Origin of the sequence: Oxalobacter vibrioformis, from assembly GCF_027118995.1 — a bacterium.
GTDB classification, from domain to species: Bacteria; Pseudomonadota; Gammaproteobacteria; order Burkholderiales; family Burkholderiaceae_D; genus Oxalobacter; species Oxalobacter vibrioformis.
This window is the reverse complement of the sequence record NZ_CP098242.1, coordinates 1459276-1473387: the sequence shown is the minus strand read 5'-3', so window position 1 is coordinate 1473387 and position 14112 is coordinate 1459276. Positions and strand designations below refer to the sequence as shown.

The window sequence follows — 14112 nt, the reverse complement described above, 5'->3', positions numbered from 1 at the left end:
GTCGATTCAGGCAATCTGAAAACGGACAATTCCTGCCATCTGATCTTCAATCCGTTTTACGCGATTCTGTGCTTCCAGATAATTCAGGTGGGCGATGGATTCACCCATGGCAAACATCAGTTGATGGGCATCGAGTTCGCCCCAGTCAAACAGAACAGGGAGCAGTTCACAGGCTGTCCGGGGGTCGCGGATGGCTTCAAGAATGATATTGCATCGATTACGGTGATGTTCTTCCAGAAAATCGACCCGTTTATGGGCACCCACAAAGGGACGTCCATGGCAGGGCAAAACCAGCGTGTCTTCCGGCAGGCTGCGGTAGCGCTGCAGGGAGTCCAGATAAAGTTTCAGCGGATTGTCATACTGGTTGGGCGCCACGACCGGGATGTTTGTCGAAATACTGGGCAACAGCATATCGCCTGCAATCAATACTTTCAGCGCCTCACAATAAAATCCGGCATGCTCAACAGCATGCCCGTAACCGACGATTACACGCCAGTCATGCCATCCAATCCGGATAACCTGGTCGTCAAACAGACGTCGAAAAACCGGTGGAAGAAGGGGTACGCCGACCCGGTAGATATTCCCCCTGCGTTTCAAGGTATCCAGACGCCGCCTGTCCAGCCCGTGATGACGGAACAGCTCGACCATGGAATCGACGTCATAGCTGCCCGACCCTTCGGCAACCGCCTGGGCCGTGAGATACTCTCCCTGCGTCATCCAGAGTTCGAGACCCTTTTCCTGGTGCAGCCATCCGGCAAGCCCGACATGATCCGGATGATAGTGTGTCACCATCTGGCGAGTCAGCTTGTGTGTCTGAAAAAGCTGTCGCCAGATTTCCTTGATGGGCTCCCAGGTCAGGCCGGTATCTATCTGGCACCATCCGTCATTGTCGGCGACCATCCACAGATTCACATGATCCAGGGCAAACGGCAGTGGCATACGCAGCCATTTGATACCGGGAGCCACATCCATCGGGACACCCGGTTCGGGTATGGTTCGGGCAAAAGGATAATAGAGTGCTGACATGCTGACCCATCAATTACGCATGGCGTGATTCTAACCGAAAGATAGCTGTCTCTCATCCCTCAGGGATAAAAATACTGTCTGAAGACATAAAAAGTCGAAAACGGCAGGGGCGGCTGTCAGTTTGACTGCGTGGCTGACACCGATGGCTGTGGTTCCTGCTGTGCCAGGGCTTCGTCCTTTTGCGCTTCGTCACTTGCGCCAGGGGTGATGTAAGTGGCGATAACCATGTCGGACACCGCGTCGACCCTTGCCCGATGAAGCATGCGCGGGATTTCATCCATCTCGCCCTCCATCGATTGCGCAATGGCAGCCGCATCCACACTGCGAGCCGCATCCAGAACGCGTTGCCAGAATTCCCGTTGCGGGAACTCAATATTTTCCTTGCTGACGGTTTCGGATTTCCGCCCGCGCAGATCGCATTCTGTCGCATCAATTACATTCATGAAGCGTTCAGGCCTTCTGAATGCGTCACAGCGTTCCAGCAACATGACAAGCGTTCTGGAACGCAACTCACGACTGCGCCGGATATTGCCGTGCTCGCGCGTCGTCATAATGGCAATATCCCGATACATGTTGGAAACCCTCAGCCTGCGACAGACGGCTTCTGCAAGCGGTACCCCTCTTTCCTCATGCGCACGGTGGTGCGGCCACTGATGGGATGGTGTTGTCCCCTTGCCAAGATCATGCAGGAGGACAGCAAAACGAACCTGAAGCGGATAGCCCTGTTTTGCCGAATAATCAAGTGCGAGCATGGTATGAACACCCGTGTCGATTTCCGGATGCCACTGCTCCGGCTGCGGTACTCCCCACAGCGCATTCAGCTCCGGAAGAATGCGTTTCAGGGCGCCACATTCCCGCATGACCATGAACATGCGCGACGGCTGTTTCTCCATGAGCCCCTGTGAAAGCTCCTGCCAGATCCGCTCAGGCACCAGGGCATCCACTTCACCTGATTCAACCATCTTTTTCATCAGATCCATGGTTTCAGGCGCGATGGTGAAATCGGGAAAGCGCGCAGCAAAACGGGCAAGTCTCAATATCCGTACCGGGTCTTCAGCAAAGGCAGGCGATACATGCCGGAAAACCCGGTTTTTCAGATCCTCCTGGCCGCCGAACGGGTCGATCAGCTCGCCATCCTTGGAGAGCGCCATAGCATTCATGGTGAGATCACGCCGGGCGAGATCTTCTTCCAGTGTCACATCCGGCTCGGCATGAAAGACAAACCCCTTGTACCCCGGCCCCGTCTTGCGCTCCGTTCTTGCCAGGGCATATTCCTCTTTGGTCTGCGGGTGCAGGAAAACCGGAAAATCCTTTCCAACCGGCTGAAAGCCGAGAAGCAGCATCACATCAATTGTTGTGCCAACCACGATGTAGTCCCGGTCCCGTACAGGCAACCCGAGTATCATGTCGCGAACAGCGCCGCCAACAGTGTAGATTTTCATGTCTGTCCCCTTTGCTCAGCCAGTTTCAGATATGGACATTACAGCCGGATTCAATAAAAAAGGACCATCCAGCATGAAAGGCGTTGTTTTTACAATGCTTTCATCTCTATGATACCGCCAATCCCCTTTTTCTGCAGAGCAACCCTTTTTTTGCTTCAAGGGGGCGATACTTTGCCCATGCGCTTTTTCAGTGATTGGGGACGGCCCTCTGTCAAGGCAGCATAATACGCCGCATTGGACATGACTTTCTTGACATAATCCCGTGTTTCATTAAACGGTATCGTCTCTGCAAAAATTGCGCCCTCAACGGTACGTGTCAGCCTCGATCGCCAGGCGCGGGGTCTTCCCGGGCCGGCATTGTATCCGGCAGTTGCCAGGGTTTCGGAATTGCCAAGCTGATCCATCATCATTCTCAGATAATTGGTGCCCAGCAGGATATTGGTTTCCAGGGTGTTGATCTGTGAGGCACTGTAGTCAGCAAGACCGATTTTTTTTGCCACCAGCCGGGCGGTTGCCGGCATCAGCTGCATCAGGCCGGATGCCCCTGCAGTAGATCGCGCATCCATGATAAAGCGGGATTCCTGGCGAATGAGGCCATATGCCCAGGACATGTCCAGCCCAAGATCCTGGGTGGCCGTTTTCATGTTTTCCTTGAACGGCATGGGAAAGCGCTGGGTAAAAATGATTTCATCACGTGTCCGGTCTGAGGTATTGACCATCCGGTCCAGCACACCGCTGCGTTTGGCAAATTCTGCTGCCGCCAGCAACTGTCGGTCATTCATTCCCCGCAACTGCCAGTTCCATTCCCGGGCACCTTCAAAACGCATATTCAGGGAAAAGAATTTCAGGGCAAGCTGAAATCCGGGATTGTTTGCCATTGGCGCAATTTCCGCTTCTGTTACCCGCTTGGCCATTTCTGGCACGGTGATCTTTTTTCCCAGTTCTTCCAGTGCCAATTGACCATAAAAATGATGTTGATCCGCAATACTGGTGAAATAACGGCGCGCTTCCTGGCTGTCTCCTGCTGACTGGAGCGCACGACCTTTCCAGTAAACCCAGGCGGCATCATCCCTGACTTTTTCCGGCATGTCATCAATCCATTGGCTGACCGCTTTCCAGTCATGCGAGCGAAGCGCCATCCTTACCCGCCATTCCTGTGCATGGCGGGTAAGCGGTGCGCCCTGTGCGTTTTTCCAGTAGCTCAGCGCATCTGCCGCAAGGGAAAGTGATGCCGGAAGCGCAATCTGTGCCCATGCCGCCTTCCGTTCGGATGGCGTCAGCTGGCTCTCCGCCCCCTTCAGACTCTCTGCGGCCTGCTGATGGTCCTTTTTGGCCAGTTGCCCGAGCGCCAGAATAAACACTTCATGAGCCGCCTGCCCTGTTCCCGGCCCCCTGGACAAAACAGCTGCCGGCATATCCAGCGCACGCGAGACATCTGCCGGCAGCGCGCCTGCCAGCCCTGCCAGCCGCTTTATCGTTCCGGCAGAGCTGCCTTCTGCTGCAGTGCGGGCCTGAAACCAGAGATCATCCGCATTGAACTGTCCCTTTTGCTTGAGCGTGGAAATGAGGGTATAACAGGCATCACCGTTCTTACGCGGCATATCGAGCAGTATCCTGGCCTCGCTGGCAACATCCTCGCCCTGTACGGCTCTTGAAACGAGCGCATAGCACCTCAACTGCGAATCATCCTTGAGTTGAAAAAGCGGATATTCCCGGTCAAACGTGGCCCATTGGCCTCTTTTCCCAAGCACAAGCAACCAGTCATTGCGTAGCCGGTCTGCAATGGCGGTGTTTTCGTATTGTGAAATAAATCCCAGGATTTCCGGCTCGCCGGCCGTTTCAATACGCGATTTCAGGCGATAATATTCCACATAGGATGAAACAGGATAATCCGAAAGACTGGCAGCAAGCCGTTCCACCCTGGCAGCATCCTGCTTGCGCACGGCATCACGCAATTCAAGGAATACGTCATCCTGCGCCGATGTAGTGGACAGATCCGGTAACGCGTGCGCCACGCCTGCCATCAGGAGCGCACTCAGGAATAATGAAATATTTTTCAGATACTTACGCACAACTTACCCCGCTTTTATTCAACTATTTGGTATCCAGCTATGAGTGTACCACCAGATACGACGCCTCATATGAAGGCCACTGACCATCCGGAAGATATCAAGCCAGTGCTTCGCCGCTCCCTGCTCTCTGTCAGGCTCTCTCTGGATGACAATAAGCGGGCGCAGTGGGACACAAAAATCGGCGAACACATTGAACATCACCTGAAAACCCGCTCACTGACAACGCTTGGCGTTTACTTTTCCACCCAAAATGAACCGGACCTGATGGCACTTTATGACACCCTGTCCCGAAAAGGCATCATCCTGTCACTGCCGGTTGTCGTCAAAAAAGCGGCTCCCCTGCAATTTGCGAAATGGCTGCCGGGTGATCCGCTGGTAAAGGACAGCTATGGCATTTCCACCCCGGGAATCAGGGATTTTGTCCCCCTCCCCCAGGCATTGCTGATTCCGTGCCTGGGATACACGGCCCAGCGCTTCAGACTGGGTTATGGCGGCGGTTATTTTGACCGGACACTGGAGCAAGAACCCCGCCCGCATACCATCGGGATCGCTTACTCATGCCTTCAAAGCCGCTTCCCCATTGACGAATATGACATCCCCATGGATTGCATCATCACCGAAACCGGTCCCATCCCGTAATAAATCATGTGTTGGTTTTGAGACAAACGGCGCCTAGCGATATTCTTCATCATCCTGATACTGATTGCGCGAAATGCTGACATTCGTGTCGGGATGACTCCCCCTTGTTCTTTGCAGTTCTTCTTCACTGATATATTCAAAAACCTTGACCACGCGCTGGACACCCGGAACAATACTGGCAACTTTCGCCGCAATATCTCCCTCCTGTTGGGTGAGACGTCCCATCAGATAAACCGTGCCCCGCTCGGTTACCGTTTTTCTTGAATTGGAATAAAGGCCCTCGGCATTCACGAAGCGCGCGGCTATCTGTGCGGTAATCAGCGAATCACTGGAGCGGGCGCTCAGGCTGGAGGGGGCGGCAAGCACCAGTTCATTCACAATACCTTTAACGTTGGGGATACGCGCCACCTCGCGTTCCACCCGTACCTTCATTTCCTCATGCGGCACTTCTCCGGTAATCAGGACCAGGCGGTTAAAACAGGTGACATTGACATGTCCCGAGTCGCCGACGATGGCGTCAGCAACAGATTCTCCCTTAAAGCTGATCGTTTTGTCTTCGATCTGGGTGCCAAAAGTGCGCCTGTCCGTTACCGCCATGGTACCGGACACGCCAGTGCGGGCGATCGTGAGCGGCATGCAGGCCTGAAGCAAGGCCGCCATAACCAGGCATAAACAACCTGTTACCAGGCAGCGTTTCCATCCCATCATTTTCGTACGTTGCGGATTCATCACCATCTCGTCCAGATCATGTCACATCAATTACGTCACCGATCCAGAAAAACTTGAATGAACCTGCCTGTGCCGGAAATATGACATTTTGCAGGATTGTATCAACGCATGAAGCGGTACTATCCGGCTATAATCGGGGGTTTTACCCTTTAAATAAATGAAAACAGGGAACACAAGGTTCCCTGTTTGCGACATGAGGTGAGAAGGGGGGTCAGCGATATTCCTCGCCATCCTGATCCGAGCGGGTAGCCTCTGCTGCCGAGACATCCTGTGCTTTCATCTGATCCAGCTCTTCTTCGCTGATATGTTCAAAAACCTTGATCACACGCTGTACGCCGGGAACGCCTCTTGCCACCTCGGCAGCCAGATTTCCCTCACGCTCTGTCACACGTCCCATCAGATAGACATTGCCACGCTCGGTTACCGTTTTGAGTGAATTGGCATACAGACCATCCGTATTGAGAAAACTGGCGGCAACTTTTGCCGTAATCAGGGAATCACTGGAACGGGAACTCAAACTGGATGGGGCGGCAATCTCCAGCTCATTGATAATATTTCTGACATTGGGAATCTGTTTCACCTCGCTGGCTACCCGGGTTTTCATTCCCTCATTGGGCACTTCACCGGTGATCAACACCATCCGGTTAAAGCTGGTGACACTAACATGCCCCTGGCTACCGACAATCGAATCCGCCACTGACTCACCCTTGAAACCAATCGTGCGGTCTTCGGTTTGCGTCCCGAACGTCCGCCTGTCCGATGCGGCCATCGTGCCAGCCACTCCGCCACCAACAATAACCGTCGGCATACAGGCCTGAAGTACCAGCGCTGCTGTCGAACACAGGAGACAAATGCCCAACAAACGTTTCCACCGGGTTACTGCTGTGCTTTCCTTACTCATCAATATCTCCTCCAAATAATGCCGCATCAATGCCATCGCAGATGCAATGAATCACTAAAAGGTGCACTTCCTGAATACGGGCTGTCCGGGCATGCGGCACACAGATATGCACATCAACTTCCGAGAGCAGCTCTTCGATCCTGCCGCCGCCATTACCAGTCATGGCAATGACGCCCATATCACGATCCTTGGCGGCCTCGATAGCGGCAATGACATTGGTGGAATTACCGGAAGTGGAAATCGCCAGCAGGATGTCTCCAGGTTGCCCGAATGCCTGTACCTGCTTGGTAAAAACATCCTGAAATCCGTAATCATTGCCAACCGCCGTAAGAATGGAGGTATCGGTTGTCAGTGCAATAGCCGGCAAGGGCAGGCGGTCACGCTCAAAACGGCCAACAAGCTCTGCCGCAAAATGCTGGCAATCTGCGGCAGAGCCTCCATTGCCACAGGCTAAAATCTTGTTTCCCTGGGACAGGGCGGCAAACATCATGTCAACCGCATCTGAAATGGGAGGTGCCAAAACGGCTGCGGCCTGCATCTTCAGGTCGACGCTTTCATTAAAGTGTCCGAGTATGCGCTGATTTCTCATCGTTTTCGTATCTTTTCCCTGTCTGTCGAAAGGGATTACATTTCATCAATCACATTTTTCAGCCAGGTAATGTCGTCGCCATCCAATGCAACCACATCAAACCGGCTGGGGGGTGTCTTTACTGTTTTCTGCAAAAAAAGCTGCGCCGTTTTTACCAGGCGCTGCTGTTTTGCACGGGTGATACTTGCTACCGCACCACCAAAATTTCCTTTACTGCGTTTTCTGACTTCGATAAACACCAGGGTGTCACGGTCCTTCATTATCAAGTCGATTTCGCCCATCCGGCTGCTGAAATTACGCGCCACCAGAACCAGGCCCTGTTTGATCAGATAATCCAGCGCCTTGTTTTCTCCGGCCTGACCGGATGGCAACCGGGTCTTTGGCGCCGTTGTATTCTGCATGCTTCCTGTTTCTCCCTGAAAAGGATTTATCCAGTCAAACACAGACAGCGCGGCTTGTTTTTAACCCCGCACTCGCGCACAATCATAGCAGACTTATGGATGGACAACTGATGAATGATGAAAATGACAAGTTAAAAAATCTGGCCCGACTCATGCAAGGGGTCATCCGGCAGGATTACCCTGCATCCACATTATATGTGATGGCAACACCGATCGGAAATGCCGCGGACATCAGTCTTCGGGCACTCCATATCCTCTCACTGGTCGATGCTGTTGCCTGTGAGGATACCCGCATAACAGGAACCCTTCTTGCCCAATACGGCCTTTCAAAAGAACTGATTGCAACGCACCAGCACAATGAACGCCGGATGACGGATCAACTGATCCAAAGACTCGCCAGAGGGGAAAAGATCGCGCTGGTCTCTGATGCCGGAACCCCTGCAATCTCCGATCCCGGATACCTGCTTGTTGATGCCGTGCGTTCTGCGGGATTTCGCGTCATACCTGTTCCGGGCACTTCTGCTGCCATTGCCGCGCTTTCTGCCGGCGGTCTTCCCGCCGATCATTTTTATTTTGCCGGATTTTTGTCGGCAAAAACGGCTGCCAGAGAAACCGCCCTCAAATTACTGGAAAACATGCCGGCAACACTGGTGATATATGAAGCACCACACCGGATAAAAGAAACACTGGCATCGCTTTACACCGTCTTCGGTCCGGAGCGCCGGATTGTCATTGCCCGTGAAATCACAAAACTTTTTGAAGAAATACACGGCTGCCGGTTATCAGAAGCGCAAAGCTGGCTTGATGCTGATCCCAACCATGCCCGAGGAGAATTTGTCCTGCTGGTGGAGGGACAACCATCCGGCATGGACAAGGATGAAATAGAAGCCGCGCGCATTTTATCCATCCTCCTGGCTGAATGCCCTGTCAGCCAGGCGGCATCCCTTGCGGCCAAAATCACCGGTATCAAGAAAAACCGGCTGTATGATCAGGCACTGCGGATGAAGGATGAAATATAGGCATCACTCCGGCACAGTAGGCTGGGCCTCCTGCTGCGTCATATCCTGAATATCCGTTTCTTCCGGTTTTTCTTTTGTTGCCTCGGGGTCCCATCCGCCGCCAAGCGCAAGGAAAAGCGTCACCTGGTCTCTGGCGAGTTGGGCGTCTGACTCGGCCAGCCTGCTTTCATATTCGGCCAGTGTCCGGTCTGCATCGAGCGTGGTCAGAAAGTCTGACCGCCCATAATTGTAGAGCCGGTGCGCCTGTCTTGACGCCAGCGCACTCTGGTCACGCGCCTCTCTTAAGGCGGCATTTCTGTCCAGTTCCCTGGCATAAACGGTTAACGCGCTTTCCACCTCCTTTAACGCCCGCAAAACGGTACCGTCAAAGTCTGCCAGCGCAGCAGCGGTAACGGCTTCTGCCTGCGCAATACGCGCACGGGCCGGTCCTGTAGCAGGCAATGTCCATGAAATCAGCGGACCGATACCCCACCGGAAAAAGTTGCCCGATCCCCAGTCAGAAAAAGTGCCGGTGCTGCCAATATTCAATCCCAGGCTGATACTGGGATAGAGGTCTGCTGTCGCAACCCCGATTCTGGCCGTTGAACCGGCCAGCGCTCTTTCTGCTTCCCGGATATCCGGGCGACGGCTTAATAATGCAGCGCCATCCCCAACCGGAATCGCCTGTTTCAGTTGGGGAATCGCCCGGCACTGTCCCACTTTTTCTGTCAGCGCATCCGGCAGCTCCCCTGTCAGAACCGCCAGCTGGTATACCGCTGTCCGCTGCTGGGCAACGAGCGGCGGCACTGCGGCACGAAGCTGCTCCAGTTGGGCACGAGAACGACTCACATCCAGTGGTGTCCCCCTCCCCCCATCAGACAGACGTTGCGTTGTGCGAACAAATTTGTCCTGAAGATTGACAGACTCTACCGCCACATCAATGCGATGCCCGGATGAACACACATCCAGATAAGCGCGTGTCGTATCGGCAATGACGGTAATCCGCATCAGGTCATAGGCTGCACGGGTGGCTTCCATATCCGCTTCCGCCGCTTCCACCGCACGCGCGATTTTGCCAAACAGATCGAGCTGGTAGGACATGCCCGCTCCCATGTCGTAAAACCAGTGATTACTCTCTCTCTGTGCACCATGTTTGGTCGCATTTTTACCATAGGTCGGTGATACACCGACATCAAAAATCGGATCCGTCATCGTCCTGGCTTCCTCCAGAATGGCGCGTGACCGGGCAAGGTTTGCCGATGCGATTCTGAGGTCAGTATTGGCTGCCAATGCCTTGTTGACCAGTTCATTGAGGATTTCCTGTTCATACATCTGCCACCAGTTTCGAGGCAGATCATCCTGAACATAAACCGGCTCTTTGGCAGAAACAAATTCTGCGCCAGCCTTTTCCTGGCGGATAACCGCCTCATCAGGCACATGATAATCCGGGCCAACCACCGTACAGGCTGACAACAGGGCCAACAACAGCAAACTGATTGTTGACAGGGATAATCGACTAAAAAACATGGTGCATTCCTACTTTGTATTTTGAGCCTCAGCCAACTCGCGGCGATCACGGTTATGGATATTGATGGTCGCCGTCTGTCCGACAACCAGGCGCACATGCTCAGGCTTGGATTCGATGCCAACCCTGACGGGGATACGCTGCACAAGCCTGACCCAGTTCAGCGTGGGATTGATATTTTGCAACAGGTTATCTCCCGTACTGCGCTCCCGGTCAAAAATACCGCTTGCCACACTTTGCACCCGGCCCTTGAGTTTTTCCTCTTCACCCATCAGCGAAATCGTGGCCGCATCTCCCGGATGGATACCGGCCAGCTTGGTTTCTTCAAAATACCCTTCGACATAAATGGAATCGGAATCAATCAGCGCGATAACCGGATGACTCGCCGTCACATAGGTACCCACCTGCACATTAAGATTTGTCACATAGCCATTGACCGTAGCAAGTACCCGGCTGCGCTGGAGATCCAGCCTGGCCGTATCCCGCTGAACGATCGCCATGGCCAGATCCGCTTCATACTGCTCAACCTTGGCGCGCCCCTGCTCCCGTTCTTCATGGGAGACCAGTTCCTTCAGATTGCGATTACGCGCATCTTCCCGCTTGGCCTGCGCCAGATTGATACGGGCCGCGTTCACGGTTGCTTCCGCCTGCCGGAACGCCAGCTCAAAACGGTCACGATCTATTTCAAAAAGCACATCACCTTTTTTGATGACCTGATTGTCCCTGACATTGACCTTGATCACCTGACCGGTCACATCCGGGGCAATCTGAACCACATCCGCTTTCACACGTCCGTCACGCGTCCAGGGATCGTACTCATAGTGAACAAACAAACGCCATCCCAAAAGAACAGCAACCAGGGCAACACCGACCGTCACAAAGAAACGGATTGCCAGGGGTTTGGAAAACTCAAAACGCAAAAAACGCATACTAGAACCCACGTGCAGAGAACAGGAGAAAGAAAATACCCATCACAATGACAACAAGCGTAAAATCAAACAAGGCCGGATGCCAGATGTAGCGGTACAGACCGAACTTTGCCAGTCCCCGGCTGATCAGCCTGGCAACCAGCATGGAAGCAAAAAACATCACAATACCCCAGGGGATATAAAAGCCATAGACATTGAGTTCGCCGATCATTCGTACCCCCTTCTGGATATGGCTGCCCGGTGAAAAAGGGCATTCGGGAACAGATCACGGCGAATGCCTGCCAGGGCTGAAATCGTCTCGTTTTTTCTGTCCGATGAAGGCATACTGCATGCCTGGTACAGCAGCCGATCCAGTTGTACCAGCAATTCCCTGCCGTCACCCTCCGCCTGCTTGAGCTTGGCAGTGAAATAGGCTGACAGGTCCTTCATGAAGGCATCTAAAGAGATATTGTTTTCCCTGAGAAAATCCTGGATATCCAGCAAATGGGCCATGTTGATGCTGACCCTGACATCTTCCATCAGATCAAGGGACGGCCCTTCTGCCTTGCTTTCAACCATGGCCAGGCGAGGCCCAAGCAGATTCACCCTGTCTGTCATCCGTACGGCAATTGCCGCGATGGATACCGGGCGTCTTGCCGCTGCAACCCGGGCAATTTCCTGCCATCCGGCACGCATGATGCGGCGCACCATCCTTTCCACGCTGGCATTTCTCAGCACGCGATTAACGCCAATGGCAATGGCAATACCAACCAACTGGGCGGACTGCCCGTTAATATAGGTCTCCAGATCCTGCTGGCCGAAATCATAAAGCATCAGCATACCGACCACCGACATGATCGTCATCAGGAAACGGCCTGCTGTTGCCGGGCGGCCCACGTAAATACCGGACACAAGAAAAAACGGTGCCAGTACGAGAATCAGCATCTCAATTGTATGGGCACTGGGCACGCCGACAAGCAGGTAAAACGCTGAAAACGGCACGGAATAAACCGTATACCAGAATGCAGCTTTCAGACCCGGGGTAGGATCATCCTGGGCAGCAAAAATCGAGCTCATAATGCAGGCAAATGTCGGCGCCTGAAAACCGGTTGGCCAATCAGTCACAATCCAGAAAACGGAAGATATCGCCGTGGACAGGAAAACACCTGTTGCGGCGATGAATGCCTGTCCTTTATCGGTATGAAGCGCCCGATTTGAGACGGCCTTCAAATCCGGCACCTCCTGCAGTGTGCCTTTTTTCACACCGATTTCGATCTGGTAACGATAACGGAAACAATCTTCAAACGCATCAATCAGCATATTCAGCTCGGAAGCAAAATTGATCTGCAGCATGTCGCTCCAGCCGGCATTGATGTCGGTTTCAGGTGCCAGTTCCCTGATACGGCTTCTGAGCTGGCGCGCTCTTCCGGGAGTCGGTATGCCGCGCTGGCACCAGGCAGCAATATCGCCCAACAACTCCCGCCAGGCTGTAGACCTGACTTCGGAACGTCCCTCTTTTAACGTGGTCATCCGGTCTTCCATACCCGAGATAATGGGCACCAGGGAAGCCAGCCGGTCATGAAGCACGCTGACAACATCCGCTGTCCAGCGGATGTTGTGGGTGTCAAAGGGCAGGTGCGTGGCCATCAGACGCAGCTCGGTAATATCCTGCGCCAATTTTCTGTGTAATGGCGCACTCTTGCTTTCCTTTATACCGGCAAGTACATCTGCTGCCCACTGCTTCGCATCATTAATCGACTGGTCAAGCCGGGCTAAAAGTGCATTACCGATACTCTGCGGAAAAACGAGGCCATGGATCACCGATGAACACCACAAGGCGATGATGATTTCCTGGGCACGGTCAACGGCCGTCTGAAAAGGCGTCGCCTCCATCATGTGATGCGTTTCAGCCAGAAGCGGGGTGCCAATAATGGCCGCCGTATAACCCGCCAGCATGAAAATATAGGCGCGCGGCGTCCTGTCAAGCAGCGAGATATACATGCAGACGGCGGCAAATCCCCCAAGCACGCAGACATAAATGGAACGGTAATTGGCGAAAAGAGGAATCGTGATTATCACGACAAAGCCGGCCAAAATGGTACCCAGTGAACGGTACATCCCCTTGGAGCGTACCGAACCGGCCAGCGGAGCCGCAATCACATAGCAGGTACCCACCGCCCAGAAGGGATGCGTCAGCCCGATTTTGAGGGAAATATAAATCGCCAGCATGGCCGAGGCGAAACATTTGGCCGTAAACAGCCATTCCTGCGGTGCGGGCAGCACAGGAAAATTCAGTCGAATCACCTTGGTTGTCGGGGCTTCCATGGACGTGTCCGGCAGATGCCTCAAACGAGCTCGTGACTTTTGACGGATGATCGCAATGCGCCTAAAACACGCACACAGGCCTGAATATCGGAAATCGGCACATCCTTGAGCAACTCCCCACGAAAGGAGATAAGCGCCATTTCTACCTGGGCGATGACTTTTTCACCCTCTTGTGTCAGGTTCAGTATTTTTGCGCGCCGATCCTGCGGATCTTCAAGCCGTTCAACAATCCCGGCATTAACCAGCTGGTCAACAATCCGTACAAGCGAAGACGGGTCAAGACCCAGTGTTTCAGCCAGTTCACCCGGACGCACATGATTGCCCATCCTGCCAATCATCACGGCAGGCCAGGCCGTCGCCTGTGACAGTCCATAGGCTGCGGCAATTTTGTTGGCAACAGAAGTATAGGCACGCGACGTCTGTGATAAAGACGTGGTAAACAGCATACGGATTCGATCATTGTCTTTCATGGCAACCTTATTTTTATGCAAATATTTTGTATGCAAAATATTATCGTGCCAAATAGTAGAATGCAATAGGGCAATGAAAAAATTCTG

General features: G+C 53.4%; 14 protein-coding genes. 2 read left to right on the top strand and 12 right to left on the bottom strand.

What is annotated here, in order from left to right; genetic code table 11:
• Nucleotides 1-6: 6 nt before the first annotated feature.
• From NB640_RS07290 to NB640_RS07280, 3 genes are all read right to left on the bottom strand, one after another.
• Nucleotides 7-1026 carry an MBL fold metallo-hydrolase gene (locus tag NB640_RS07290; protein WP_269308084.1) on the bottom strand — a complete coding sequence of 340 codons (1020 nt, stop codon included), beginning with the start codon at nt 1024-1026 and terminating at the stop codon, nt 7-9.
• A 116-nt stretch (nt 1027-1142) separates the two neighbouring features.
• On the bottom strand, nt 1143-2468 hold the full coding sequence (locus NB640_RS07285; protein ID WP_269308083.1) for a multifunctional CCA addition/repair protein: 1326 nt from the start codon (nt 2466-2468) through the stop codon (nt 1143-1145).
• Nucleotides 2469-2623: 155 nt separating this feature from the next.
• On the bottom strand, nt 2624-4540 hold the full coding sequence (locus NB640_RS07280; RefSeq protein WP_269308082.1) for a lytic transglycosylase domain-containing protein: 1917 nt from the start codon (nt 4538-4540) through the stop codon (nt 2624-2626).
• A 39-nt stretch (nt 4541-4579) separates the two neighbouring features.
• On the opposite strand from NB640_RS07280, the gene NB640_RS07275 reads away from it, so the two are divergent.
• Nucleotides 4580-5179: a 5-formyltetrahydrofolate cyclo-ligase gene (locus tag NB640_RS07275; protein ID WP_269308081.1), complete on the top strand. Its 600-nt coding sequence runs from the start codon at nt 4580-4582 to the stop codon at nt 5177-5179.
• Between the two features lie 33 nt (nt 5180-5212).
• On the opposite strand, the gene NB640_RS07270 is transcribed toward NB640_RS07275, so the two are convergent.
• The 4 genes from NB640_RS07270 to NB640_RS07255 form a co-directional block, all read right to left on the bottom strand.
• Entirely contained in the window at nt 5213-5908 is a 696-nt protein-coding gene (locus NB640_RS07270) for a BON domain-containing protein (RefSeq protein WP_269308080.1), read from the bottom strand.
• Nucleotides 5909-6119: 211 nt separating this feature from the next.
• Entirely contained in the window at nt 6120-6809 is a 690-nt protein-coding gene (locus NB640_RS07265; RefSeq protein WP_269308079.1) for a BON domain-containing protein, read from the bottom strand.
• Nucleotides 6802-7398, bottom strand: coding sequence for a phosphoheptose isomerase (locus NB640_RS07260; protein ID WP_269308078.1), 597 nt, complete (start codon nt 7396-7398; stop codon nt 6802-6804). The genes NB640_RS07265 and NB640_RS07260 overlap by 8 nt, the downstream gene beginning before the upstream one ends.
• A 35-nt stretch (nt 7399-7433) precedes the next feature.
• Nucleotides 7434-7799: a YraN family protein gene (locus NB640_RS07255; RefSeq protein WP_269308077.1), complete on the bottom strand. Its 366-nt coding sequence runs from the start codon at nt 7797-7799 to the stop codon at nt 7434-7436.
• 95 nt (nt 7800-7894) lie between these two features.
• Here NB640_RS07255 and rsmI point away from each other — a divergent pair, with 95 nt between their 5' ends.
• Nucleotides 7895-8818, top strand: coding sequence for a 16S rRNA (cytidine(1402)-2'-O)-methyltransferase (gene rsmI / locus NB640_RS07250; protein ID WP_269308076.1), 924 nt, complete (start codon nt 7895-7897; stop codon nt 8816-8818).
• 3 nt (nt 8819-8821) lie between these two features.
• On the opposite strand, the gene NB640_RS07245 is transcribed toward rsmI, so the two are convergent.
• Genes NB640_RS07245 through NB640_RS07225 form a run of 5 tightly spaced genes read right to left on the bottom strand, consistent with a single transcriptional unit; the run spans nt 8822 to nt 14025 of the window.
• Nucleotides 8822-10324 (bottom strand): TolC family protein, encoded by a 1503-nt coding sequence (locus NB640_RS07245; RefSeq protein ID WP_269308075.1) that lies wholly within the window; start codon nt 10322-10324, stop codon nt 8822-8824.
• Between the two features lie 9 nt (nt 10325-10333).
• On the bottom strand, nt 10334-11251 hold the full coding sequence (locus tag NB640_RS07240; RefSeq protein ID WP_269308074.1) for an efflux RND transporter periplasmic adaptor subunit: 918 nt from the start codon (nt 11249-11251) through the stop codon (nt 10334-10336).
• A 1-nt stretch (nt 11252) separates the two neighbouring features.
• Nucleotides 11253-11462 carry a DUF1656 domain-containing protein gene (locus tag NB640_RS07235; RefSeq protein WP_269308073.1) on the bottom strand — a complete coding sequence of 70 codons (210 nt, stop codon included), beginning with the start codon at nt 11460-11462 and terminating at the stop codon, nt 11253-11255.
• Nucleotides 11459-13555: an FUSC family protein gene (locus NB640_RS07230; protein WP_269308072.1), complete on the bottom strand. Its 2097-nt coding sequence runs from the start codon at nt 13553-13555 to the stop codon at nt 11459-11461. The genes NB640_RS07235 and NB640_RS07230 overlap by 4 nt, the downstream gene beginning before the upstream one ends.
• 20 nt (nt 13556-13575) lie before the next feature.
• Complete coding sequence (locus NB640_RS07225) at nt 13576-14025, bottom strand: MarR family winged helix-turn-helix transcriptional regulator (protein WP_269308071.1); 450 nt, start codon at nt 14023-14025, stop codon at nt 13576-13578.
• Between the last annotated feature and the right edge of the window lie 87 nt (nt 14026-14112).